Source organism: Sphingomonas phyllosphaerae, assembly GCF_036946485.1.
In the GTDB taxonomy this organism is placed as follows: Bacteria; Pseudomonadota; Alphaproteobacteria; order Sphingomonadales; family Sphingomonadaceae; genus Sphingomonas; species Sphingomonas phyllosphaerae_E.
In genome coordinates this window covers 707,320-732,428 of sequence record NZ_JAQIJA010000005.1, presented here as the reverse complement: position 1 = coordinate 732,428, position 25,109 = coordinate 707,320, and the positions used below count along the sequence as shown (strand labels likewise).

The 25,109-nt window shown below is 70.0% G+C and carries 19 protein-coding genes and 1 pseudogene; 11 read left to right on the top strand and 9 right to left on the bottom strand.

All coding sequences use genetic code 11. From position 1 onward, the window contains the following. The first annotated feature begins 32 nt into the window (after positions 1-32). The 4 genes from nadB to PGN16_RS12090 all read left to right on the top strand — a co-directional run bounded on the left by nadB (position 33) and on the right by PGN16_RS12090 (position 7,752). Positions 33-1,613, top strand: a complete 1,581-nt coding sequence (nadB, locus tag PGN16_RS12105; RefSeq protein ID WP_335309661.1) for an L-aspartate oxidase — start codon at positions 33-35, stop codon at positions 1,611-1,613. Between the two features lie 292 nt (positions 1,614-1,905). Continuing rightward, positions 1,906-3,015: a serine hydrolase gene (locus PGN16_RS12100; protein WP_335309660.1), complete on the top strand. Its 1,110-nt coding sequence runs from the start codon at positions 1,906-1,908 to the stop codon at positions 3,013-3,015. 200 nt (positions 3,016-3,215) lie between these two features. Beyond that, positions 3,216-5,984, top strand: a complete 2,769-nt coding sequence (gene polA, locus PGN16_RS12095) for a DNA polymerase I (protein WP_335309659.1) — start codon at positions 3,216-3,218, stop codon at positions 5,982-5,984. A 244-nt stretch (positions 5,985-6,228) separates the two neighbouring features. Beyond that, on the top strand, positions 6,229-7,752 hold the full coding sequence (locus tag PGN16_RS12090; protein WP_335309658.1) for a lipopolysaccharide biosynthesis protein: 1,524 nt from the start codon (positions 6,229-6,231) through the stop codon (positions 7,750-7,752). A 147-nt stretch (positions 7,753-7,899) separates the two neighbouring features. On the opposite strand, the gene purH is transcribed toward PGN16_RS12090, so the two are convergent. From purH to PGN16_RS12070, 4 genes and pseudogenes are all read right to left on the bottom strand, one after another. Continuing rightward, positions 7,900-9,474, bottom strand: a complete 1,575-nt coding sequence (gene purH, locus PGN16_RS12085; protein ID WP_335309657.1) for a bifunctional phosphoribosylaminoimidazolecarboxamide formyltransferase/IMP cyclohydrolase — start codon at positions 9,472-9,474, stop codon at positions 7,900-7,902. Between the two features lie 222 nt (positions 9,475-9,696). Continuing rightward, complete coding sequence (locus tag PGN16_RS12080; RefSeq protein ID WP_335309656.1) at positions 9,697-11,418, bottom strand: heparinase II/III family protein; 1,722 nt, start codon at positions 11,416-11,418, stop codon at positions 9,697-9,699. Next, positions 11,415-12,077, bottom strand: a complete 663-nt coding sequence (gene rpe, locus PGN16_RS12075) for a ribulose-phosphate 3-epimerase (RefSeq protein WP_335309655.1) — start codon at positions 12,075-12,077, stop codon at positions 11,415-11,417. Before rpe ends, PGN16_RS12080 begins: the two co-directional genes overlap by 4 nt. Positions 12,078-12,106: 29 nt before the next feature. Continuing rightward, positions 12,107-13,430 (bottom strand): annotated as a pseudogene (locus tag PGN16_RS12070) (RsmB/NOP family class I SAM-dependent RNA methyltransferase). A 93-nt stretch (positions 13,431-13,523) separates the two neighbouring features. On the opposite strand from PGN16_RS12070, the gene PGN16_RS12065 reads away from it, so the two are divergent. Next, entirely contained in the window at positions 13,524-13,685 is a 162-nt protein-coding gene (locus PGN16_RS12065) for a DUF1674 domain-containing protein (protein WP_335309654.1), read from the top strand. Between the two features lie 219 nt (positions 13,686-13,904). Here PGN16_RS12065 and PGN16_RS12060 read toward each other — a convergent pair whose 3' ends face one another. Beyond that, the gene (locus tag PGN16_RS12060) at positions 13,905-14,420 is read right to left on the bottom strand and encodes a beta-carotene hydroxylase (protein ID WP_335309653.1); all 516 of its coding nucleotides are present in this window, start codon (positions 14,418-14,420) and stop codon (positions 13,905-13,907) included. A gap of 51 nt (positions 14,421-14,471) precedes the next feature. Here PGN16_RS12060 and PGN16_RS12055 point away from each other — a divergent pair, with 51 nt between their 5' ends. Further along, complete coding sequence (locus PGN16_RS12055) at positions 14,472-16,061, top strand: lysine--tRNA ligase (protein ID WP_335309652.1); 1,590 nt, start codon at positions 14,472-14,474, stop codon at positions 16,059-16,061. Between the two features lie 148 nt (positions 16,062-16,209). Here PGN16_RS12055 and PGN16_RS12050 read toward each other — a convergent pair whose 3' ends face one another. Genes PGN16_RS12050 through hemC form a run of 3 tightly spaced genes read right to left on the bottom strand, consistent with a single transcriptional unit; the run spans position 16,210 to position 18,651 of the window. After that, positions 16,210-17,082, bottom strand: coding sequence for a hypothetical protein (locus tag PGN16_RS12050; protein ID WP_335309651.1), 873 nt, complete (start codon positions 17,080-17,082; stop codon positions 16,210-16,212). A gap of 31 nt (positions 17,083-17,113) precedes the next feature. Beyond that, positions 17,114-17,761, bottom strand: coding sequence for a uroporphyrinogen-III synthase (locus PGN16_RS12045; protein WP_335309650.1), 648 nt, complete (start codon positions 17,759-17,761; stop codon positions 17,114-17,116). Next, positions 17,758-18,651 carry a hydroxymethylbilane synthase gene (gene hemC / locus PGN16_RS12040; protein ID WP_335309649.1) on the bottom strand — a complete coding sequence of 298 codons (894 nt, stop codon included), beginning with the start codon at positions 18,649-18,651 and terminating at the stop codon, positions 17,758-17,760. Before hemC ends, PGN16_RS12045 begins: the two co-directional genes overlap by 4 nt. Positions 18,652-19,035: 384 nt before the next feature. Between hemC and tsaD the strand changes: the two genes are divergently transcribed. Both tsaD and PGN16_RS12030 read left to right on the top strand, forming a co-directional pair. Further along, the gene (gene tsaD / locus PGN16_RS12035) at positions 19,036-20,061 is read left to right on the top strand and encodes a tRNA (adenosine(37)-N6)-threonylcarbamoyltransferase complex transferase subunit TsaD (RefSeq protein ID WP_335309648.1); all 1,026 of its coding nucleotides are present in this window, start codon (positions 19,036-19,038) and stop codon (positions 20,059-20,061) included. Next, positions 20,058-21,038 carry an NAD(P)H-dependent glycerol-3-phosphate dehydrogenase gene (locus PGN16_RS12030; RefSeq protein ID WP_335309647.1) on the top strand — a complete coding sequence of 327 codons (981 nt, stop codon included), beginning with the start codon at positions 20,058-20,060 and terminating at the stop codon, positions 21,036-21,038. The genes tsaD and PGN16_RS12030 overlap by 4 nt, the downstream gene beginning before the upstream one ends. Positions 21,039-21,355: 317 nt before the next feature. On the opposite strand, the gene PGN16_RS12025 is transcribed toward PGN16_RS12030, so the two are convergent. After that, positions 21,356-22,291, bottom strand: a complete 936-nt coding sequence (locus PGN16_RS12025) for a ribose-phosphate pyrophosphokinase (protein ID WP_335309646.1) — start codon at positions 22,289-22,291, stop codon at positions 21,356-21,358. A 79-nt stretch (positions 22,292-22,370) separates the two neighbouring features. Here PGN16_RS12025 and PGN16_RS12020 point away from each other — a divergent pair, with 79 nt between their 5' ends. Genes PGN16_RS12020 through ribD form a run of 3 tightly spaced genes read left to right on the top strand, consistent with a single transcriptional unit; the run spans position 22,371 to position 25,109 of the window. Further along, entirely contained in the window at positions 22,371-23,708 is a 1,338-nt protein-coding gene (locus tag PGN16_RS12020; RefSeq protein ID WP_335309645.1) for a glutamate--tRNA ligase, read from the top strand. 17 nt (positions 23,709-23,725) lie between these two features. Beyond that, positions 23,726-24,076 (top strand): hypothetical protein, encoded by a 351-nt coding sequence (locus PGN16_RS12015; protein ID WP_335309644.1) that lies wholly within the window; start codon positions 23,726-23,728, stop codon positions 24,074-24,076. A 25-nt stretch (positions 24,077-24,101) separates the two neighbouring features. Then, positions 24,102-25,109 (top strand): bifunctional diaminohydroxyphosphoribosylaminopyrimidine deaminase/5-amino-6-(5-phosphoribosylamino)uracil reductase RibD, encoded by a 1,008-nt coding sequence (gene ribD / locus PGN16_RS12010; RefSeq protein ID WP_443019660.1) that lies wholly within the window; start codon positions 24,102-24,104, stop codon positions 25,107-25,109.

The window sequence follows — 25,109 nt, the reverse complement described above, 5'->3', positions numbered from 1 at the left end:
CTCAACATTCGCAACATTCGCGGGCGCGCGGCATGACGAACAGCGACGTGCTGATCGTCGGCTCGGGCGCGGCCGGGCTCACCGCCGCGCTCAACCTCGCCGATCGTTTCAAGGTGACGGTGCTCGCCAAGGGCGCACTCAACGACGGGTCGACCGCCTGGGCGCAGGGCGGGATCGCCGCGGTGCTCGAACCCGGCGACACGTTCGAGAACCATGTCGAGGACACGATGGTCGCCGGCGCCGGGCTCAACGACCGCGCGATCGTCGAGTTCGTCGTCGAGCGTGCGCCCGCCGCGATCGAACGGCTGCGCGCGCTGGGCGTACCGTTCGCGGAGGAAAAAGGCGCGCTGCACCTGACGCGCGAGGGCGGGCATTCGCACCGCCGGATCGTCCATGTCGCCGACGCGACCGGCTGGGCGGTGCAGGAGGCGCTGCAACGCGCCGCCGAGGCGCACCCCAATATTACGCTCGTCCCCGATCAGGTCGCGATCGACCTCGCCACCAGCCGGCACGAGGAGCGCTATTCGGGGGCGGGCAACGTCTGGGGGGTCTATGCGATCGACCGTCGGACCGGTGCGGTCGCGCTTCACACCGCGCGCGCGACGATCCTCGCCACCGGCGGGGCTGGGCGGACCTATCTGTTCTCGACCGCGCCGCGTGGCGCGACCGGCGACGGGATCGCGATGGCGTGGCGGGCAGGAGCCCGCGTGGCCAACATGGAATTCATGCAATTCCACCCGACCTGCCTCTATCATCTGGAGGTCAAGAACTTCCTCATCACCGAAGCGGTGCGCGGCGAGGGCGGGCGGCTCATCAACCCGACTACCGGCAAGCGCTTCATGCCCTATTACGATGCGGAGCGGCTGGAGCTGGCGCCGCGCGACGTGGTGGCGCGCGCGATCGACGCCGAGATCAAGCGCTACGGGCTCGATTTCGTCCATCTCGACATCAGCCACATGCCCGCCGATTTCGTGCGCGGGCATTTCCCGAACATTTACGAGAAGCTGAAGGGGCTGGGGATCGACATGACCGTCGCGCCGATCCCGGTGGTGCCGGCGCAGCATTATACGTGCGGCGGGATCGTGGTCGACCGCGACGGGCGCACCGATCTGCCCGGCCTCTATGCCGCGGGCGAGTGCACGCAATCGGGGCTGCACGGCGCGAACCGGCTGGCGTCGAACTCCTTGCTCGAATGTTTCGTGTTCGGCGAGGCGGCGGCGCGCGACATCGCGGCACGCTGGGACAATTTGCCCGACGTGCCCGCGATTCGGGCGTGGGACGAAAGCCGCGTGACCGATTCCGACGAGGAAGTGGTCATCAAGCAGAACTGGACCGAGATCCGCCGTTTCATGTGGAACTATGTCGGGATCGTCCGCACCACCAAGCGGCTGGAGCGTGCGCGCCACCGCATCGACCTGCTCCGCAGCGAGATCGAGGATTATTATGGACATTTCCGCGTCACGCCGGACCTGATCGAACTGCGCAACCTGCTCCAGACCGCCGACCTGATCGTCCGCTCGGCGCTGCACCGGCACGAGAGCCGCGGGCTGCATTACACGCTCGATTTTCCGGAGTTGAGCGACCCGCCGGTTGATACGGTGCTGGTGCCGTGAGCCTCAGGTCTGATCGACCCGAACACCCTCTTGTACGTCGCCCCGGACTTGATCCGGGGGCCCGCTTTCAGCGACGGCGGCAGAAAGCGGGATCCCGGATCAAGTCCGGGATGACGGAGGAACAAGGCCATCGGCGAGCAGTGATTGGTCATCGGGAATCAGGCGGTTGAGTAACCCCGACTCGACTCGTCGCGCGCTGGCTGGCGGTCGTCGCAAGCCCGAGTCGCGGGGGTATGCGTCGGCGGGCGCGCCCGGCACACCCACGGGTCAGGCAGGGGTGACGGCGGCGGACATGGGAAAGACGACATTCGCGCACCGGGCGTCGGTGATCGGCTGGTCGCTGCTGATCGCCGGGTGCGGGGCGGGGGCGGGTTCGACGCTGATCCCGGCCGCGCCGCCGCCGCCGATCGTCTCGGTCGCGGTCCCGCCGCCCGCGCCGCCGCGCCCCAAGTCGGCACCGCGCGCGCTGCAGCAGCGCGTGACGCAACTGATCCGCAGCTTTCCCGGCAAGGCAGGCGCGGCGATCCAGGCGGTCGACGAGGACTGGATCGTCCAGGAGGGCGGCGCGCTTTCTCTGCCGCAACAGAGCGTCAGCAAATTGTGGGTCGCGATGACCGTGCTGGCGCAGCGCGACGCCGGGCGGCTGAAGCTCGACGATCCGGTGCTGGTCACGCGCGACGATCTGACGCTGTTCCACCAGCCGGTCGCGTCGCTGGTGACGGGCGAGGGCTATCGCACCACGGTCGGCGGGTTGCTGACGCGCGCGCTGACGCAGAGCGACAACACCGCCAACGACCGGCTGCTGACCTATGTCGGTGGCCCGGCGGCAGTGCGGCGCTTCCTGGCGGAAAAGCATATTTCCGGTATCCGCTTCGGCCCCGGCGAGCGGTTGCTCCAGAGCGGCACCGCGGGGGTGACGTGGAACCAGTCGATGGCGATGGGGCGCGGGTTCGAGGCGGCGCGCGCGAAGCTCGATCCCGAGCTGCGCCGCGCCGCGCTGCAACGCTATATCGACAATCCCCCCGACGGCGCGCAGCCGGCAGCGATCGTTGAGGCGCTGGCGCGGCTGGCGCGCGGCGAGCTGCTGAGCGAAACGTCAACGCGCGTGCTGCTCGAGACGATGGCGGCGTCGCACACCGGACGCGCGCGGCTGAAGGCGGCGACTCCGGTGGGGTGGACGCTCGCGCACAAGACCGGCACCGGGCAGGAACTGGGCAGCCGCAATGCCGGCTTCAACGACATCGGCATCCTGACCGCGCCGGATGGCCGGCGCTACGCGATCGCGGTGCAGATCGGCGACACCACCGCGCCGATGCGCGTGCGGCAGGTACTGATCCAGCAGGTCGCCGCCGCGCTAACGGGGGCGCAGCCAAGGGCGGGTGGGGCGGACGAAACCGAATAGCCCTCTCCCCTCCGGGGAGAGGGTTGGGTGAGGGGCAGGTGCCTCGCAGAGAAGTCCGGTCTCGGTGAGACCCCAACCCCTCACCCCGACCCTCTCCCCGGAGGGGAGAGGGAGTTGTCAGGTCGCACCATTCCACGCCCCCTCGCTCACCCGGCACAACCCGGTTCCCCCTGACCCCAATCCGTTATAGGGCAGCCGCCATGCCGCACCTCTATCTCGTCGACGGATCGGGCTATATTTTCCGGGCCTATCACCGTCTCCCGCCGCTCACCAACAAGCATGGCGAGCCGGTCGGTGCGGTCTATGGCTATACGACGATGCTGTGGAAGCTCGCCGACGCGCTCCACAAGGCCGACGGGCCGACGCATATGGCGGTGATCCTCGACAAGTCGAGCAGCACGTTCCGCAACGAGCTGTACGACCAGTACAAGGCGCACCGCCCGCCGCCGCCCGAGGACCTCGTCCCGCAATTCCCGATGATCCGCGACGCGACACGCGCCTTCTCGCTGCCGTGTATCGAGGAACAGGGCTGGGAAGCCGACGACCTGATCGCCAGCTATACCAAGGCGGCGCTGGCGCAGGGCTGGCAGGTAACGATCGTCAGCTCCGACAAGGATTTGATGCAGCTGATGACCGATCCGTCGGTCGACATGCTCGACACGATGAACAACCGCACGCTCGGCCCCGCCGACGTCGAGGCGAAATTCGGGGTCGGGCCGGACAAGCTCGGCGAGGTGCTGGCGCTGATGGGCGACAGCGTCGACAACGTTCCCGGCGTGCCGGGTGTCGGGCCGAAGACCGCCGCGAAACTGATCCTCGAACATGGCGATGTCGAGGGCGTGCTCGCTGCCGCCGACGCGATGAAGAAGGGCAAGCTGCGCGACAATCTGATCGAACATGCCGAGGCGGCGCGGATGAGCCGCAAGCTGGTCGAGCTGGCGTGCGACGTGCCGCTGCCGCAGCCGCTCGAGGAATTGTCGCTGGCGGACGGCATCCCCGACGCGCCGCTGCGCGCCTTTCTCGACCACCACGGCTTCCGCTCGCTGCTGACGCGGCTGGGCGAGGTCGCCGACGCCCCGGTGGCCGAGGCCTCAACTGACGCCGCCTTCGACGCCGACGAAGAGGAGGCGTGCAACCACGACGGCTATGAAACGGTGGTCGACGACGACGCGCTCGACCGCTGGATCACGGTCGCGCGGCATCAGGGCTGGGTGGCGATCGATACCGAGACAACCGCCAAGGACCCGATGCTCGCCGAGCTGGTCGGCGTCTCGATGGCGCTGCACCCGAATCTCGCCTGCTACGTGCCGCTCGCGCATGGCGGGAGCGACATGTTCGCCGAGCGCCCGCCGCAGCTCGACCGCGACGCCGCGCTAGCCAAGCTCAAGCCGCTGCTGGAGGACCCCGGCGTTCTCAAGATCGGGCACAATCTCAAATACGACCTGATCGTGCTGTCGCGGCTCGGGATCGACGTCGCGCCCTATGACGACACGATCGTGATGAGCTTCGCGCTCGACGCCGGGCTGCACGGGCATGGCATGGACGAGCTGGCCGCGACGCATCTCTCGCACACCTGTATCGCGTACAAGGACGTGGTCGGGACCGGCAAGAAGGCGCTCGGCTTCCACGAGGTCGATCTGAAGGCGGCGACGCGCTACGCCGCCGAGGACGCCGACGTCACGCTGCGGCTGTGGCGCCGCTTCACCGCGCGGCTGCCGCGCGAGGGCGGGACACGCGTCTACCAGATGGTCGACCGCCCGCTGGTGTCGGTGATCGCGCGGATGGAGCGGCGCGGGATCAAGGTCGATCGCGAGAAGCTCGCGCAGCTGTCGGGCGAATTCTCGACGCAGATCGCGCAGCTGGAGGGCGTCGTCCACGAAATGGCCGGCGGGCCGTTCACGATCGGCAGCCCCAAGCAGCTCGGCGACGTGCTGTTCGAGCGGCTGGGGCTGAAGGGCGGTCGCAAGGGCAAGAGCGGGGTCTATTCGACCGACGTCACCGAGCTGGAGCGGTTGGCGGCCGACAAGGGCTCGGCGGGGGCGGAGATCGCGACCAAGGTGCTGGAATGGCGCCAGCTCACCAAGCTGAAGAACACCTATACGGATACGTTGCAGGAGCAGATTCACCCCGAAACCGGCCGCGTCCACACCAGCTATTCGCTGACCGGCGCGCAGACCGGGCGGCTGTCGTCGACCGATCCCAACCTCCAGAACATCCCGATCCGCACCGAGACCGGGCGGCAGATCCGCGACGCGTTCGTCGCAGAGCCGGGCAACGTCATCCTCGCCGCCGATTACTCGCAGATCGAGTTGCGGCTGGCGGCGCATATGGCCGACGTGCCGCAGCTCAAGGAGGCGTTCGCGCGCGGCGACGACATCCACAGCCTGACCGCGCAGGAATTGTTCGGCGAGGTGACGCGCGACACGCGTGCCAGCGCCAAGACGATCAACTTCGCGATCCTCTACGGCATCTCGCGCTGGGGGTTGGCGGGGCGGCTCGACATCTCCGCCGACGAGGCGCAGTCGATGATCGACCGCTATTTCGAGCGCTTCCCCGGCATCAACCGCTATATCGCCGAGACGCTGACGCAGGTCCGCGAGCACGGCTTCACCGAGACCTTGTTCGGGCGCAAGACGCACTTCCCGCGCATCCGCAGCAAGGTGCAGCACGAGCGGCAGGGGGCCGAGCGCGCCGCGATCAACGCGCCGATCCAGGGGACCAGCGCCGATATCATCAAGCGCGCGATGGCGCGGATGGAGCCGGCGCTGCTGGAGGCGGGGCTGCCCGACGTGCGGATGCTGCTGCAGGTCCACGACGAACTGGTGTTCGAGCTGTCCGAGGGCGACGTCGAGCGCGCGCGCCCGGTGATCGAGCGCGTGATGGCGGGGGCGGCGGAACCGTCGGTGGTGCTCGACGTGCCGTTGGGGGTGGAGATCGGCGTGGGAGCGAGCTGGGGAGCGGCGCATTGACCGCGCAGCTTGGCAGCCGGCCACGCCCGGCTGACTCAAGCAAGCGCGGCCGGCGGGCACAGCCTGTCCGACAAGCCTGTCCTGAGCGCCTGCCTTGCAGGCAGTCGAAGGGCGGCTTTGCCGCGGCGCGCCTCTTGCGCCTCCGTCATTGCGAGCGCAGCGACGCAATCCAGAGCCCAGCGCGTGACACTCTGGACTGCTTCGCTACGCTCGCAATGACGGCATCCGGAGGCCGTGCCTCCGCATGACCGCCACCGACCAACCCGAGGACATCGCCGCGCTCGCGAAGGGCGGCCGCACCAACGTCGCCGGCTTCGTGCTGCGGCTCGGCGCGCGCATCCCGTTCCTGTTCATCGCCGGCCATATGTACGGCGCGGCGCTGGTCGGGCGGTTCGCGATCGCGGTGGTCGTCGTCGAGTTCGCCGCATTGATCGCGACGCTGGGGCTCAAGCGCGGGCTGGCGCAGGCGCTGTCCTCGACCGAGCGCCCGCACAATCACGTCGTCTTCGACGCGCTGGCGCTCGCGCTGATCGCCAGCCTGATCGCCAGCGTCCTGCTGTTCGCCTTTCCGCAGGCGATGTACCCCAATTCCGCGATCGGCGGGCTCGACCGGCTGTTCCCGCTCATCATCCTCGCGCCGGCGCTGTCCGACGTCAGCCTCGCCGCGCTCGCCTATCGCCACAACGTCAAGGCGAGTGTCACCGCGCGCGCGGTGATCGAGCCGTGGACGCTGTCGATCTTCGCGTTCCTGTTCTCGTTCTTCACCCACAAGGACGGGCTGGTGCTCGCCTATGTCGCGAGCATGGTCGCGGCGCTGACCGCGAGCATCGTGCCATTGATCCGCAGCTATGGCGTCCCGCACGGCTGGTCGCCGCACGTCGGGCAATTGTGGCAGATGACGCGCGCCAACACCCCGCTCGCGGGCGCCGATGCGCTGGAATGGGGCAGCCGCAACGTCGACCGCCTGATCCTCGGCACATTGTTCGCGCCGAGCGTGGTCGGCATCTATTATATGGCGCAGCAGGTCGCGAGCCTGCCGCAGAAGCTCAAGACCAGCTTCGACCCGATCCTCGGGCCGGTGGTGACGCAGAGCCTCGCGCGCGGCGATCTGGCGGCGATCGCGCGGCAGGTGCGGCAGGTGGCGTTCTGGATCATCGCCGCGCAGCTCGCGCTGGCGATCACCGCCTCGATCCCGCGCGAGGGCGTGATGGCGACGATCGGGCCGCAGTTCGTCGGGGGCGCGGCGCCGATGGTGTTCCTGCTGTTCGCGGAGGTGTTCGCCTCGACGGGCGCGGTGTCCGAATCGGCGCTGGTCTATATGGCGCGGCATCGCAACCTGCTGATCTCGATGACGATGATCGCGTTGCAGATCGCGCTGTCGTTCGCGCTGATCCTCGCCTTGCGCGCCGCAGGGTATGGCGTGACGACGCAGGCGGCGGGCGCGCCGATCGCGCTGATGCTGGTCGTGCTGCTCACCTCGTTCATCAAGGCCGGGGTGCTCGGGCGGCTACTCGGCGCGAGCGTCTCGCCGATGCGCTGGCCGCTCGTCTGGGCGGCGTGCGCGGGGGCGGCGGTCGGCGGGGCATTCGCGCTGCTGCCGCCGGGGTGGCGCTGGGCGCAGGTGTCGATCGGGGTCGCCGCGACGCTGGCGGCGTATCTGTTCGTGATCTGGCGCTACGCCTTCGGACCCGAGGATCGCGCGCTGTTCAGCAAGATGCCGAGCGCGGAAGAGGCGACGCTGCCGAACGAGGGCGGGTTCATCCGGTAGGCGCCGTCGCCCCTGCGCAGGCAGGGGCCCATGTCTTTGTCGTGTGCCGGGCCGCTGACACATGAGCCGACGTGGCCGAGGAAGCGTCGCCCACAAACTCGACAGACATAGGCCCCTGCCTGCGCAGGGGCGACGGCGTTTCGCGAATCAGTGCCGGAAGTGGCGCATCCCGGTGAACACCATCGCCAGCCCGGCGTCGTCGGCGGCGGCGATCACCTCGTCGTCGCGGATCGAGCCGCCCGGCTGGATCACCGCGGTCGCGCCGGCCTCGACCGCCGCCAGCAAGCCGTCGGCGAACGGGAAGAACGCGTCCGACGCCACCGCCGAGCCGATCGTGCGCGTCTCGCCCCAGCCGGCCTTGTCGGCGGCATCTTTCGCCTTCCACGCCGCGATCCGCGCCGATTCCAGCCGGTTCATCTGCCCCGCGCCGACGCCGGCGGTGCTGCCCCCCTTGGCGTAGACGATCGCGTTCGACTTGACGTGCTTGGCGACCGTCCAGGCGAACAGGCAGTCGGCGAGTTCCTGCTCGGTCGGCTGGCGCTTGGTCACCACCTTGAGGTCGCCCGGCAGCACGCGCCCGGCGTCGCGCGACTGCACCAGCCAGCCGCCCGCGATGGACTTGGCGAACAGCCCGTCACGCGCCGGATCGGGGAGCGTACCGGTCAGCAGCAGCCGCAGGTTCTTCTTCGCCGCGAACAGCGCCAGCGCTTCCTCATCGGCGTCGGGCGCGACGACGACCTCGGTGAAGATGCCGGTAATCGCCTTGGCGGTGACGCCGTCGAGCGGGCGGTTGACCGCGATGATCCCGCCGAACGCGCTGACCGTGTCGCACGCGAACGCCGCCTCATACGCCTCGGCGAGCGTCGCGGCGGTCGCGACCCCGCACGGATTGGCGTGCTTGACGATCACGCAGGTCGGCTCCGCGTCGCGGAATTCTGACACCAGCTCCAGCGCGGCATCGGCATCGTTGTAATTGTTGTAGCTCAGCGCCTTGCCCTGCACCTGCCGTGCCTGCCCAATCCCGGGCGTGGTGTCGCCGGTCGCGGCATAGAAAGCGGCGTGCTGGTGCGGGTTCTCGCCGTAGCGCAGCTCCTCGCCCGCGCGGCGCAGCGTCAGCGGCAGGACCGCCGGGAAACGCTCGCCCTGATCGACGTTGCCGAACCAGCGCGCGATCGCGCCGTCATAGGCGGCGGTGGTGGCGAACGCCTTGGCGGCGAGCCGCTTGCGATCTTCCAGCGTCGTCGAGCCCTCCGCGACCAGCGCGTAATCGGCGGGATCGGTGACGATCGCGACATAGGCGTGGTTCTTGGCCGCCGAGCGGACCATCGACGGCCCGCCGATGTCGATATTCTCGACCACCTCGTCACGGTCGGCGCCCTTCGCGACGGTCGCCTCGAACGGATAGAGGTTGACGACGACGAGGTCGATCGCGCCGATCTGATGCTCTTCCATCGACGCGGCGTGCGCGGCGTCGTCGCGCACCGCGAGCAGCCCGCCGTGGACCTTGGGGTGGAGCGTCTTGACGCGGCCGTCCATCATCTCGGGGAAGCCGGTCAGCTCGCTGATGTCGCGCACGGTCAGCCCGGCGTCGCGCAGCGCCTTGGCCGTGCCGCCGGTTGAGACGAGTTCGACCTGCTTGGCGGCGAGCGCGGTGGCGAGATCGACGATCCCGGTCTTGTCGGAGACGGAAAGGAGCGCGCGGCGGATCGGGATGCTGGTCATGCGCGCGCGCTTACGCGCGGGAAGGGCGGGGCTCAAGGGCGAAGCGGCGGCATCCTGTCCCGCGGACCGCCATTGCCTAGCGGATAGCCGTTTTGGAAGAGGGCAGGAGCAATACAGAACACCGTTCGCCCTGAGCTTGTCGAAGGGCGTGTCCCCAGCGGCACGTGCTTCGACAAGCTCAGCACGAACGGTTTTAGTAATTCGGCCTTGAACTGGTTGCGGTCACCGCGCGCGCTTCAGCACCCAGTTGACGCTCACTCCCGTCGGCGGGGCGAGGCCGTGGATCACGATCTGCTGCGTCGTGAACAGCCGCCCCCAGCCGTCGACCCACACGCTGTCCTCGATCGTCAGCCGCTCGCCCCGGCTGCGGAAATGCCAGAAATTGCCCGCCGCGGTACGCAGCATCGCCGCCTGATTGTCCGCGGTGGCGACCGCCTCGACCCCGGCGGCGAGGTGGAAGCGCAGCAGGAACGGCGTCATCGCATCGGCGCGACGCGGTCGCGCGCCCGGTGCGGCGAGCAACGCATCCTCGCCGCGCAGCTCGCGCCCGTCGCTGAGCAGCAGCAAGGTGCGCTGGTGGTGGAAGCCGTGGCGGCGGACATAGCCATCGTGGCGCGCCTCCATCCGGCTGCCCAGCTCGGACTCCTGCCGCGTCAGCTCGACCTCGCGCACGCCCTTGCCGAGCGTGCCGTCGGGCAGGATCGCGGTCGAGTTGGTGTCGCCGATCGTCAGCGTCGAATGCGCCGCGGTGCTGCGCAGCCCGGTCATCATCGCCGGCGACATCCGCGCGCCGGTGACGCCCGCGCCGCCACAGTTGACGATCAGCCGCTCCGCGCCGTCGCTGAACTCGAATGCGAGCGTCGAGGCGCAGCCGCCCTCCGCGACGCGTGCCATCGGCGGCGGGGCGGCGTCGACGATCAGCACCGCCGCACCGTTGGCGAGCCGCTGATAGCCCCAGTCGCGCGATTGACGCAGCGGACGGCCGTGCGCGCCACTGGCGAACAGCACGTCATTGACCGCCTCGGCATCGACCGGCAGCCCGCCTTGCCAGCTCGACAGACCGCCATCGCCCATCGTCGTGCCGAGCAACGCCGGGGTGGCGAGCGACAGCGCTTGCCCGACCGGCTCGGGCAGCGACAGCCCGCGCGCCTCGTAGGCAGCACGCAGCAGCCCGATCGTCGTGAGCACGTCCAGCAACGCGGCGGGCGAGCGGCTGACGACACCGCCATCCGCGCTCAACCCGGTGCCGAGCGCGCGTGCGAGCCCGGCCTCGCCGATCGCCAGCCGCGTCTCGCCCGCGGGGAGCAGCAGCCCGGCGATCACCACGCCCGCCCAGGCGGCGATGCGCTCGGCACCGGGCGGGGCCTTGTCGGCGGTGCGATCAAGATGCCGCGCGGCGCGCGCAATGCCGTTGAGCACGCGCGAGCGGAAGACCAGATCGGACGAGGCGAGCAGCAGCGGCGAATGGAAAGCCCACATCGCGAGCCGCCGCGCGGTGGTCGCCGGACGCCATGCCGGATCCGTCACGCGATCGCCATGCGCCGCCAGCCAGCCACCCGCCAGCGCCTCGGCCAACGGCACGGCGCGCGTGCGGTCGTCGAGCGCGGCGACGTCGCGCAGCCAGGCGAAGGAATGCAGATAATCGACGAACGCCGGCCCCGCCGCGGGTGCGGCGATGTCGATCGTCTCGATCGCATGATGCTCGCCGCCGGCGAACATCCAGCCTTCGAGCATCGCCTCACCGAGGTCGCTTTCGCCAGGGATCGGGTCGACGGGCACGGCGACCAGTTTGGCCGGATGCTGCCCGTCGAGCCGCCGATCGTGGAGCGGGGTGCGCCACGTCAGCCGTTCGACCCACGCCGCCATGCGGTCACCAAGCGATTCGCCGGTCCCGGCGGAAATGACGTGCTTTTCGGTATCGATGCCGGTGCGGTCGTCGGTCATCCGCCGCGCAGACCCTTGATGTTCTCGGCATAACGCTCCGGCCCGCCGCGGAAGGTGGCGGTGCCCGCGACCAGCGCGTCGGCACCGGCCTCGATCGCGCGACGCGCGGTGTCGGCATCGATCCCGCCATCGACCTCCAGATCGATGTCGCGACCGGATTGCTCGATCATCTTGCGGATCGCGCTGATCTTCCTGAGCTGGCTATCGATGAAATGCTGCCCGCCGAAGCCGGGGTTGACGCTCATCACCAGCACGAGGTCGACCATGTCGATCAGGTAATCCAGCATCTTGGCCGGAGTGGCGGGGTTGAGCACCACGCCGGCGCGCTTGCCCAGCCCCTTGATGTGCTGGATCGTGCGGTGAATGTGCGGCCCGGCCTCGGGATGGACGGTGATTGTGTCCGCGCCCGCCTCGGCGAAGGCGTCGAGATACACGTCGACCGGCGAGATCATCAGATGCACGTCGAACGGCTTGGTCGTATGCGGGCGCAGCGCCTTCACCACCGCCGGGCCGATCGTGATGTTGGGGACGAAATGCCCGTCCATCACGTCGATATGAATCCAGTCGGCACCCGCGGCATCGATCGCGCGCACCTCCTCCCCAAGTCTGGCGAAGTCGGCGGACAGGATCGAAGGCGCAATGCGAACGGGCTTGGTCATGATGCCGCCCCCGTTAGCGGACGCAACGCCTAGGCGGAAGCGCGCTCAACCCGTGCGATAAAGAACCCATCGCATCCGCCGGCCGCTTCGAGCGTCCCGGGCAGCGTGCGGACCCAGCCTTCGGGTTCCGGCGCGACACCGTCCGGCAGCTCGCCGGTGCCGGGCGCGCGAATCGTGAAATCCGGGTGCTCGTGCAGGAAGCGCTCAATCTGCGCCTCGCCCTCCTCGGGCTCGAGCGAGCAGGTGGCGTAGACCAGCGTCCCGCCGGGCGCGACCCACGTTGCGGCGCGCTTCAGGATGCGTGCCTGCAGATCGGCCATCTCCGCGACGATCCCGCCGTGCGCGCGGTGGAGCACGTCGGGGTGGCGGCGGAAGATGCCGGTCGCGCTGCACGGCGCATCGACCAGCACCGCCTGCGCCGGGGCGTCGGGCGACCATTTCAGCACGTCGGCGATCGCGATCTCGAACGCGAGCCCGGTCCGCTCGCGGTTCTCGCGAAGTCGCGCCGCGCGACTTTCGGACAGTTCGACCGCGGTCACCTGCCACCCGGCGGCGGCGAGCTGGAGCGTCTTGCCGCCCGGTGCGGCGCACAGGTCGAGCGCAATGCCGGTGCCGCGCCCGATCAGCCGCGCCGGGATCGAGGCGGCGAGGTCCTGTACCCACCATTCGCCCGCATCGTAGCCGGGCAGCGCGGTGACGTCGCTGCCAGCCGGCACGCGCGCGTGCGCCGGGGCGAGTGAGGTGGCGTCTGGCAGCACCTTGGCGGCGTCGGCATAGCTGAGATCGATCGGCGGCGGCGCGGCGATCGCGCGCGCGGCGGCCGCGGCGGCGGCGTCGCCCCAATTGGTGCGCCAGCGTTCCGCGACCGCCGCGGGCAGCGTCGGCACGTCGGGCAGTTTCGCCTCGCCGCGCATCAGCGTGCCGAACACACCATGCACCAGCTTGCGCGGACCACCGTCGACCAGCGGCAGCACGGTGGCGATCGCGGCGTGCGGCGGGGGTGCCGAGGCCGAGCGCCTGCGCCAGCGCGATCCTGAGCGCGCTGCGTGCCTTGGCATCGTCCGGCAGGCGCTGACGGGTCGCCGAGTCGATCAGGGCGTCGAGGTCGGGCAGCCAGCGCAGCGTTTCGGCGGCAATGGCGTGCGCCAGCCCCCGATCCGGCCCTCCCGCCAGCGCGCGTGTCGCATGGGCGAGTGCCGATTCGAGCGGCTCGCCTCGCCGCAATACCGCATCGAGCAGCCGCAGTGCCGCCCGGCGCGGCGCGGTGCCCAGCGGTTCGGGACCGCCCGGGGTTCGATCGGCGCGGCTGGGGCGCGGTCGTGCGGGGCGGCGGGGCGGGCGGGCGTCAGCCACGCGCAATCTGCTGCATCGGGCTCGGCTTGAAGGCGATCATGGCGCTGCATATGTGCCGGGGCGCACGCCGGATCAATCGGAAGGACCGTCGCGATGGGCAAGCGCCCCGACCATGTGAAGCCGCCCGCCTATCTCAGCCCCAACACGCCGGTTCCCGCGCCGGGGCCGCTGGAGCGTCCGCAGGAGGACCCGCTGGGGCGCGATCCGGTGCGATTCGGGGATTGGGAGTTGAAGGGCGTCGCGGTCGATTTTTAAGCGGACCGTTACCCCACCCGTTCGTGCTGAGCTTGTCGAAGCACGTGCCCCGGGACACGCCCTTCGACAAGCTCAGGGCGAACGGTTGAGAAGACGCGCGCCCTCTCGGAAGTCGGCGAACCCTTAACTCGTCGCCCCGGACTTGATCCGGGGCCCCGCTGTCTACCAACCGTGCAAGAAGAAGCGGGATCCCGGATCAAGTCCGGGATGACGGAATAATCAGGCCCGCTCGCGTTCCGTTCCGACCGCCGCCCGCACCCCGGCGCGCCCACGACGTTTCAGCTCCGCCTTCAAATCCTCAGGCTTGGGCGCGATCAGGAAGCCGAAGCTGACGTTGCCTTCCTTCGTCTCGACGACATGGTGCAGCCGGTGTGCCTGGATGATCCGCTTCATATAAGCGGACTTCGGCAGATACCGCGTCGGCAGCCTTTTGTGGACGATCACGTCGTGGAAACCGAAGTAGATCGCGCCATAGGCCGCGATCCCCGCGCCGATCCACGTGAACCCCGGCCACCAGCCGAGCTGCACCCCGCCGAGGATCATCACGAACGACGGCATCGCGAAGATCGCGGCGTACAGGTCGTTCAGCTCCCAATTGCCATGACGCGCGCGATGGTGGCTCTCGTGGAGGAACCAGCCCGGCCCATGCATCACCCAACGGTGCATGACATAGGCGAACCCCTCCATCAGCGCGACGGTGGCGAGGAACAGCAGCAGGGCGGGCCAGAACGACATCGCGCGTGCATATAGCCATCGCGCGCGCGGCTCGCTACGTCGGCGCGCATCATGACCGACGATCTGCGCCCGGAAAGCCTCCGAACCGCCGCCCTCGACTCCAAGGCCTGGCCGTATGAGGAGGCGCGCAAGCTCCTCAAGCGCTATCCGGACGGGAAACCCGACGGTCAGCCGGTGCTGTTCGAGACCGGCTACGGTCCGTCGGGGCTGCCGCACATCGGCACCTTCAACGAAGTGCTGCGCACCACGATGGTCCGCAACGCCTTCCACGCGCTCAGCGACCTGCCGACGCGGCTGATCGCGTTCAGCGACGACATGGACGGGCTGCGCAAGGTGCCCGACAACGTCCCCAACGGCGACATGCTGCGCGAGCATCTCGGCAAGCCATTGACGCGCATCCCCGATCCCTTCGGCAAGTTCGACAGCTTCGCCGCGCACAATAATGCGATGCTGCGCGACTTCCTCGATCGCTACGGCTTCGACTACGAATTCGCGTCCTCGACCAAATATTATACCTCGGGCCGCTTCGACGAGGCGATCAAGGGCGTGCTGCGCCACTGGCAAGGCGTCATGGACGTGATGCTGCCGACGCTGCGCGCCGAGCGCCGCGCGACCTATTCGCCGGTGCTGCCAGTCAGCCCGAAGAGCGGCATCGTCCTGCAGGTGCCGGTCGAGGTGATCGACGCCGAGCGCGGGCTGATCGCGTTCGAGGACGAGGGCGAGCGGATCGAGCAATCCGCACTGGGCGGGCTGTCGAAGCTGCAATGGAAGGTCGACTGGGCGATGCGCTGGGTCGCACTCGGCGTCGATTACGAGATGGCGGGCAAGGACCTGATCGACTCGGTCGTGCAATCCTCGAAGATCGCGCGCGTGCTCGGCGGTCGCCCGCCCGAGGGCTTCAACTACGAGATGTTCCTCGACGACAAGGGCGAGAAAATCTCCAAGTCGAAGGGCAACGGCCTGTCGATCGAGCAATGGCTGACCTACGGCCCCGAAGAGAGCCTCGCCTTCTACATCTATCGCGAGCCCAAGAAGGCCAAGCAGCTCCACATGGGCGTGATCCCGCGCGCGGTGGACGATTACTGGCAGTTCCGCGGCAATTACGCCGGGCAGGCGATCAAGGAGCGGCTCGGCAACCCCGTCCACCACGTTCATGACGGCAAGCTGCCCGACGGCACATTGCCGGTGACGTTCGGGTTGCTGCTCAACCTCGTTGGGGTGATGGGCGAGGGGGCGACGCGCGAGCAGGTCTGGGCGTATCTCGCCAATTACGTCGCCGATGCGACGCCGGCGGCTTACCCGGAACTGGACCGGTTGATCGGCCACGCGCTGGCCTATCACCGCGACCATGTCGCCCCGACGCTGCAGCGCCGTGCGCCTGAAGGTGTCGAGGTCGCGGCGCTGGAACGGCTTGACGCCGAACTGGCGGGGCTACCCGAGGACGCCAGCGCCGAGGACATCCAGAACATCGTGTATGAGATCGGCAAGACCGGCGGCTTCGCCGAGCTGCGCGACTGGTTCAAGGCGCTCTACGAGACGCTGCTCGGGTCGAGTCAGGGGCCGCGAATGGGCAGCTTCATCCGCCTCTACGGCGTCCAGAACACCCGGACGCTGATCGCCGAAGCGCTGGGGAAGAAGTAATCCCCTCTCCGATGTGGCCGTCGCCCCGGACTTGATCCGGGGCCTCGCTTCCGCCGCTCGTCATTGCGAGCGTAGCGAAGCAATCCAGAGCCGGACCAGGGCGCCCTGGATGGCTTCGCTACGCTCGCAATGACGAACCAAAGTCGGCCTAAAACAAGCTGCCGTCCGCCGATGCGGACGGCGACGGTGCCGGTTGCGGCTCGGCCGGGCGCGCCGGAGGCGGTGCGAAGGCACCGGTAATCGCCGCAGTCTCTAGCGTATCGAGCGCCGCGCGTGCGTCGATCCAGCGCCGCGCCGCCGCGGTCCAGTTCGCCGCATCCGCCGCCCCCGGTAGCCGCTCGACCTCCGCCAGCGCGGTTTCGACGTTGCCGTTGTCGAGCTGCCGCCGGGCGCGCGCCAGCCGGTCGGACGGCAGCGGTGACGGCGTGTCGGCGCGGTGGATGACGATCAGATTGCGCAACTCGCTGCCGATCCCGCTCCACCAGTCGCTCGGCCGCGCGAGCAGCATCGGCGTGGCGATGGTCAGGCTTTCGCGCAGATCCTCCAGCGTCACCGGCTGGCGCGCGGCGCGGATCACCGTTCCGACTTGCGCCGGCAACGTCGCGCCGAACCGTCGCCGCAGTTCGTTCTCCAGATAGCCGAGCCCTGCGCCGCGATCGAGCGCGCGCCGCGCGGCGAAGGTCACGAAGATCGCCTCGGCCTTACCCGCATTCACCGCCGCCTCGGCGGTATCGGCATCGGTGCGCGCGGCGCGTGCCTCGAGATTGGCGAGTTGCGCCGCCAGCGTCGCCTCGCGCAGCGCCAGGGTCGCGGCATCAGCGGCGGGCGCGGCCGGCGCGGGTGCGGCGGTCGGGCGCGCGGCCGGGCTGGCCGATCCGCCGCGCGCGAAGAAGCCGGGCGTGTTCCGCACCGCATAGGCCATCAGCCCCAGCCCGATCAGAAAGGCGAGGATCGCGATCGCCAGTGCCGGGCCGATCCGCGATCGCGCAGGGGTTCGCGTCGTGCCAAGAGGATCGCTCATCCGCCACTTATCCTCGCGCCCGGCGCGCCGGTCAATCAGGTGCGACAAGCGCCTCGATCAGCGCGCGATCGTCGGGCCGGTCGGCGACGATGACGCCTGCCCACCCGGCCCCCGCCGCCACGGCGATCGCGGGGCTGAGCGCCGCGAGCCGAATGCGATGCCGCGCCAGGTGTTCGGCGAGCAGCGCGAATCGCTGCGCGGCGCGGGCGGAGTGCAGCAGCACCACCGCATCCAACGCCGCCGTCAGCGCGCGCGGCGCGACCGGCATTGCTCCGCTGGCATAGACGGTGAGGGTGGCGACGCCGGCCTGTGCGACATGCTCGCGTCCGGCGAGATGGAGCAGGCGCGGGAAGGCTCCGGCACGTGCGACCGCCGCAGCGGCATCGCCTTCGCCGACGACGGCGACATCCAGTCCCGCCGCGCGCGCCGTCGCGGCGGTGGCGCCGCCGACCGCGACCACGGGCAGCCCCGCGAGCCTCGCCAGCCCGTCGCCCGCCAGCCGCACCGCCTGCGCGCTCGTCAGCAGCATGGCGTCGTAGTCGGCGGGATCGGGTGGCGACCAGGCGACCGGCACCGCCGCGAACAGCGGCAGCGCGACCGGCTCGATCCCCGCCGCCGCCAGCGCCGCGCAGGTGCGTGCATTGCCCGGCTCGGGCCGCAGCACCAGCGCGCGGGTCATCCGAACAGCGCACGGATCGCGGGCGGCGCGCGCTCCAGCAACTCCTCGGCGAGCCGCGCGCCCAGCGACACCGGATCGGTCCCCTCGGCCGTACCCTCGACCGCCTCGCTGCCATCGGGGGTCAGCAATTGTGCGCGCAGCACCAGCGTCTCGCCGCCGACCACCGCCAGCGCCGCGACCGGCGAGTGGCAGTCGGCGCGCAGCCCCGCGAGCAAGGCGCGCTCGGCCATCACCGCCCGGTGGGTCGGCGCGTGATCGATCACCGCGACCAGTTCGCGCGCCGGGCCCTCCGTCAGCGTCTCGATACCCACCGCGCCCTGCGCCGGGGCGGGGAGCATCACGTCGAGCGGGATGGCGACCCCGGTGTCATGCCGCCCGAGCCGCTCCAGCCCCGCCGCCGCGAGCAGGGTCGCATCGACCTCGCCCGTCGCCAGCTTGCCCAGTCGCGTGTCGACATTGCCACGGAACAGCACCGCCGACACGTCGGGGCGCAGCCGGCGCAACTGCGCGGCGCGGCGCGGGCTGCTGGTGCCGATCACCGCCTTGTCGGGCAGCGCCGCGATCGAGGCCGCGCCGATCAGCCGGTCGCGCACGTCGGCGCGCGGCAAGGTCGCGGCGATTGCGATTGCATCGGGGCGCAGCGTCTCGACATCCTTCATCGAATGGACGCAGGCATCGACCTCGCCGGCGAGCAGCGCGCGATCCAATTCCTTGGTCCAGAGCGCCTTGCCGCCGATCTCGGCGAGCGCGCGATCCTGCACGCGGTCGCCGGTGGTGCGGATCGTGACGATCTCGACATCCCCCCAGCCATGCGCGGCCATCAGCGCATCGCGCACCATGCCTGCCTGGGTGAGCGCGAGCGGCGAACCACGGGTACCGAGCCGGAACATGGCGCTTCTCTTGGCGGCTCGGTTCGCAGCCTGCAAGCGTTGCAGCGCCTTGGTCGTCGCCCATGCCGCGATAGGCGCGCGCGGACGGCGTGAATGAATGGGCTGGGGCAATGAAGTGGCTCGACGCCACAAGCTCCGTCGCCCCTGCGCAGGCAGGGGCCTATGTCTGTGTCGTTCTGGTGCTTCGTTTGACACAGACACCACCGGGCGTGTGTCAGGTTGGTCGCGAGACGGTACAGACATGGGCCCCTGCCTGCGCAGGGGCGACGGGAGAGTGGCGGACCAGCGGCCGAACCTTCGCCGGATGACGGTATGGAGGCCGCATTCACGCGCCGACGTGTCGGCACGCTCGCAATGACGGTCAGCCCGGCCTAGATAGCCGCGATGCTGATCCTCGGGCTCGAATCCTCCTGCGACGAAACCGCCGCCGCTCTCGTCACCGGCGACCGGCAGGTGCTGGCGCACCGCCTCGCCGGGCAGGAGGCGGCGCATCGCCCCTATGGCGGCGTCGTCCCGGAGATCGCCGCGCGCGCGCATGTCGAGGTGTTGCAACCGCTCGTCGAGGCGGCGCTGGCCGATGCCGGCAAGACGCTCGCCGATGTCGATGCGATCGCTGCCACGGCCGGGCCGGGGCTGATCGGCGGGGTACTGGTCGGGCTGGTGACCGGCAAGGCGCTGGCGCACGCGGCGGGCAAGCCGCTGATCGCGGTCAACCATCTCGAAGGCCATGCGCTCAGCCCGCGGCTCGCCGATCCCGATCTCGCCTTTCCCTATCTGCTGCTGCTCGTCTCGGGCGGGCATTGCCAGCTGCTGCTGGTCGAGGGCGTCGCGCGCTATCGCCGGCTCGCGACGACGATCGACGACGCCGCGGGCGAGGCGTTCGACAAGACCGCCAAGATCCTCGGGCTCGGCTTCCCCGGCGGCCCGGCGGTCGAGCGCGCCGCCGCGGAGGGCGACGCACGCGCGGTGCCGCTGCCGCGCCCGCTCAAGGGCTCGCCCGAGCCGCACTTCTCGTTCGCTGGGCTCAAGGCGGCGGTGGCGCGGATGGCGCCCGGCCATGCCGCCGCCGATGTCGCGGCGAGCTTCCAGCAGGCGGTGGTCGACTGCCTCATCGATCGCACGCGGCGTGCGCTCGACAAGGCGGATGGCGCGACTGCCTTGGTCGTCGCGGGCGGGGTGGCGGCGAACGGCGCGGTGCGCGCCGCATTGCAGGCGCTGGCCGCCGAGCATGGCCTGCGCTTCGTCGCGCCGCCGGGCTGGCTGTGCACCGACAATGCCGCGATGATCGCCTGGGCGGGGGCGGAGCGCTTCGCCGCCGGGCTGACCGACCCGCTCGACACCGCGGCGCGCGCGCGCTGGCCGCTCGACCCCGATGCGGAGAAGGTGCGCGGCGCGGGGGTGAAGGCGTGAGCGGCCCGATCGGCGTCATCGGCGCGGGCGCGTGGGGCACCGCGCTCGCGCAGGTCGCCGCCACCAACGGGCATGAGGTGCGGCTATGGGCGCGCGACCCGGCGCTGGTCGACGCGATCAACGCGGATCACGAGAATGCCGCCTATCTGCCCGGCATCCCACTGTCGCCGCTGATCCGGGCGACGGGTGATCTGGCGTGGGTGGCGGAGGCCGCGGCCAATCTGATCGTCACACCCGCGCAGGCGATGCGCACCGTACTGGCGCAGCTTCCCGCCAATGCGCAGGCTTTGGTCGTCTGCTCGAAAGGGATCGAGGCCGGGACGCACCTGCTGATGAGCGAGGTCGCGCAGGAGCAGCATCCCGCCTCGCCGGTGCTGGTGCTGTCGGGGCCGACCTTCGCGCATGAGGTGGCGCGCGGGCTGCCGACCGCGGTGACGCTCGCCGGGCACGACCCGGCGACGCGTGCCTTGCTCGCCACCGCGATCGCCGCGCCGCATTTCCGGCCCTATGCGTCGAGCGACGTGATCGGCGCGGAGATCGGCGGCGCGGTCAAGAACGTGCTCGCGATCGCCTGCGGCGTGGTCGACGGCGCGGGGCTGGGGCAGAATGCGCGCGCGGCGCTGATCGCGCGCGGCTTTGCGGAGATGACGCGCTTCGGTGCGGCGAAAGGCGCGCGGGCGGAGACGCTCGCGGGGCTGTCGGGGCTCGGCGATCTGGTGCTGACCTGTTCGTCGACCGCGTCGCGCAATTTCTCGCTGGGGGTCGGGATCGGGCGCGGCGAGGCGGCGGCGGACCTGCTGACGAACCGGCGCACCGTCGCCGAGGGCGCCTATACCGCGCCGGTGCTGCTGGAGGCCGCGCAGGCGGCCGGGGTCGAGATGCCGATCACCGCCGCCGTGTGCCGGTTGCTTTCGGGCGAGGCGGTGCGGGGAGTGATCGACGACCTGCTGTCACGGCCGTTGAAGGAAGAGGTGTAAACGTCATTGCGAGCGCAGCGAAGCAATCCAGTGTTCCGCGCGCTGCCCTGGATTGCTTCCCCCGGCCTTCGCCGGGGTCGCAATGACGGCAGATCACGCGCGACCGCGATCTTACCCACACCGTCATCCCGGACTTGATCCGGGATCCCGCTTTTAGCCCGCGTCGCAGAAGAAGAAGCGGGCTCCCGGATCAAGTCCGGGATGACGGAAGCGAGGCCCGCCGCGGCAGAGCCGCGTCGTCGGTCGGGCGTGGCCCGCCGGCCGGGCGGGGCGCTGCTGGCGCAGCGGCGCGGGCGTGGCCGCGCCTGCGCCCCGCCTCAATCAAACAGCGACGACACGCTCGCCTCGTCCGAAATCCGCCGCATCGCCTCGGCGAGCAGCGGCGCGATCGTCAGGTGGCGGATCTTGCCGGCATTCTTGATCGTGTCGTGGTTGCCGATCGAATCGGTAATGACCAGCTCGTGCAGCGCCGAGCCCTCGACCCGCGCCACCGCGCCGCCCGACAGCACGCCGTGCGTCACGTACGCGACGACATCCTCCGCCCCCGCTTCCTTGAGCGCGGCGGCGGCATTGCACAACGTCCCCGCCGAATCGACGATATCGTCGATCAGGATGCAGAACCGGCCCTCGACGTCGCCGATGATGTTCATCACCTCCGACTCGCCCGCGCGCTCGCGACGCTTGTCGACGATCGCGAGCGGGGCGTTGTCGAGCCGCTTCGACAGCGCCCGCGCACGCACCACGCCGCCGACGTCGGGCGAGACGACCATCAGATTCTTCTCGCCGAAGCGCGAGCGGATGTCGGCGCTCATCACCGGCGCGGCGAACAGATTGTCGGTTGGAATGTCGAAGAAGCCCTGGATCTGCCCGGCGTGCAGATCGACCGACAGCACGCGGTCGGCACCCGCGGTCGTCACCAGATTGGCGACCAGCTTGGCGGAGATCGGCGTGCGCGGACCCGGCTTCCGGTCCTGCCGCGCATAGCCGAAATAGGGCAGCACGGCGGTGATGCGCTTGGCCGAGGCGCGCTTCAGCGCGTCGACCATGATCAGCAATTCCATGAGATTGTCGTTGACCGGATAGCTGGTCGACTGGACGACGAACACGTCCTCGCCGCGGACGTTCTCCATGATCTCGACGAAGATTTCCTCATCGGCGAAGCGGCGCACCAGCGCCTCGGTCAGCGGCACCTCCAGATAGTCGGAGATTGCACGCGCCAGCGGCAGGTTGGAATTGCCGGTCATCAATTTCATGGACGAACACCCTTTCGTGCGGGCCCGTTTAGGCGCGGGGGCTGGCGAGGGGAAGGGGGCGCGCGTAAGCGACTGACCCATGACCGTCATCACCCGCTTCGCTCCCTCGCCGACCGGCACGCTGCACGTCGGCAACATCCGAACTGCGCTCCACAACTGGATGTGGGCGCGCGCGCATGGCGGTCGCTTCCTGCTGCGCATCGACGATACCGATGCCGAGCGCAGCGAGGAACGGTTCGTCGACGCGATCCGCGCCGACCTCGCGTGGCTGGGGCTCCACCCCGATGCCGAGGAGCGGCAGTCGGCGCGCACCGCGCGCTACGAGGAAGTGTTCGAGGAACTGCGCGCCGTCGGCCACATCTACCCGGCCTATGAGACGGCGCAGGAGCTGGACCTCAAGCGCAAGATCCTGCGCGGGCGCGGGCTGCCGCCGGTCTACGACCGCGCCGCGCTCGCGCTCACCGATGCCGAGCGCGCGGCGCTGGAGGCGGATGGCGTGCGCCCGCACTGGCGCTTCCGGCTCGACCACGCGACGCCGATCGAGTGGACCGACCTGATCCGCGGGCCGCAGCATTTCGACGCGGCGACGATGAGCGATCCGGTGATCCGCCGCGCCGATGGTTCGTGGCTCTATATGCTGCCCTCCGCGATCGACGACCGCGACATGGGCGTGACGCATGTCGTGCGCGGCGAGGATCATGTCACCAACACCGCGCTGCAATTGCAGATGTTCGCCGCGATGGGCGCAACCCCGCCCGCCTTCGCGCACGAGGCGTTGCTGACCGGCGCAGAGGGCAAATTGTCGAAGCGGCTCGGCAGCCTCGGGGTCGACGCGCTGCGGGACGAGGGGATCGAGCCTGCCGCGATCGTCTCGCTGCTGGCGCGGCTCGGCACCAGCCAGCCGGTCGAACCGCATCTCGACCCCGCGCCGCTGCTGGAGGCGTTCGACTTCGCGCATTTCGGCCGCGCGCCCGCGAAGTTCGACGAGCGTGAACTGGCGCAGGTCAACGCGCGGATCGTCCACCAACTGCCGTTCGCAGCGGTGGCCGATCGCCTCCCGGCCGGAATCGACGCGGCGGTATGGGAGGCGATCCGCCCCAATCTGGAGACGGTCGCGGGTGCCGCCGACTGGTGGCAGGTGATCGAGGGGCCGGTCGATGCCCCCGCGGCGGGCGAGGACGCCGGCTATGTCGCGCAGGCCGCCGAGATTGCGCGCACGATCGATTGGGCCGGCGATCCGTGGCACGCGTTGACCGCGGCGCTGAAGGAGGCGACCGGGCGCAAGGGCAAGCCGCTGTTCCTGCCGCTGCGTCGCGCGCTCACGGGACGCGACCACGGGCCGGACATGGCCGCGCTGCTCCCGCTGATCGGGCGGGAGCGGGCGATCGCGCGACTGGACTCGAACAGCCGCGGCTGACGTCCTATATCCGGGTCATGCGACAGTTCCTCGCCCGTATCTCGCCGGTGCGCGCCACGCGCGATCTGCGGTATTTCCTCCACACGCGTGAGCGTTACGAGTGGAGCTTCTTCGCGCTGTCGATCGCCGTCACGGGCGTGGTGATCTGGGCGTTCTTCTACGATTCCTATGCCGAGAAGGAATATCGCCCCAACATCGTCTACTTCCAGCAATGGAAGCTCGACCGCACCGACGCCGAGATCGTCGCACAGCAGAAGATCGACAAGCCGATTCGCGATGCCGAGATCGCTGCGCAGAAGGCGCGCGAGGAAAAGCTGCGTGCCGGGTTCAAGCGGCTCGACGACAAGCTGAACGACATGGGCATCTGATCCGTTGCGTGACGACGCGCGCTGGATGGCCGCCGCGCTCGCGCTGGCGGGGCGGACGCGCGGGCGGACGACGCCCAATCCCAATGTCGGCTGCGTGATCGTCCGCGACGATCGCGTCGTCGGGCGCGGCTGGACGCAGCCGGGCGGGCGACCGCATGCCGAGGCGATGGCGCTCGGCGAGGCGGGCGAGGCGGCGCGCGGCGCGACCGCCTATGTCACGCTCGAACCTTGCGCGCATGTCAGCACCCGTGGTCCCGCCTGCGCGGACCTGCTCGTTGCCGCCGGGATCGCGCGCGTGGTGGCGGCGATCGGCGACCCCGACCCGCGCACCGACGGCGGGGGCTTCGCGCGGCTGCGGGCGGCGGGCATCGCAGTCGATACGGGCGTGCTGGCCCAATCTGCGCGGCGGTCGATGGCGGGGTTCCTCACCCGTCGCGCGCTGGGCCGTCCGCATGTGACGCTCAAACTCGCGCTGTCGCTTGACGGCGCAGCGGCGATGGCGGACGGGCGAAGCCAGTGGATCACCGGCGCGGCGGCGCGCGCCCACACGCATCTCGAACGCAGCCGCCACGACGCGATCCTCGTCGGCCGCGGGACGTGGGAAGCGGATTGCCCTCGCCTCGACGTGCGGCTGCCGGGGCTGGAGGATCGCTCCCCACTCCGCGTGGTGCTTTCCACAAAGGCGCGTCATTGCGAGCGTAGCGAAGCACTTCAAGGCCACACCCCGGACGCGCTGGATCGCGTCGCTTCGCTCGCGATGACGGCACCGGTTCGGATCACCGCGCTCGAAGCGATTGCCACCCTCCCCGCCGACCACCTCTTCGTCGAGGGCGGCGCGCAGACCGCCGCCGCCTTCCTCCGCGCCGATCTCGTCGACCGCCTGCTCCTCTACCGCGCCCCGATCCTGATCGGCGGCGGGCGGACGCTTCCCGACATCGGGCTCGCCGATCTCGCCAACACACACGGCCGCTGGACGATCGTCGATCAGCGCCAGCTTGGCAGCGACCGGCTCGAAGTCTACGAGCGCGCCTGA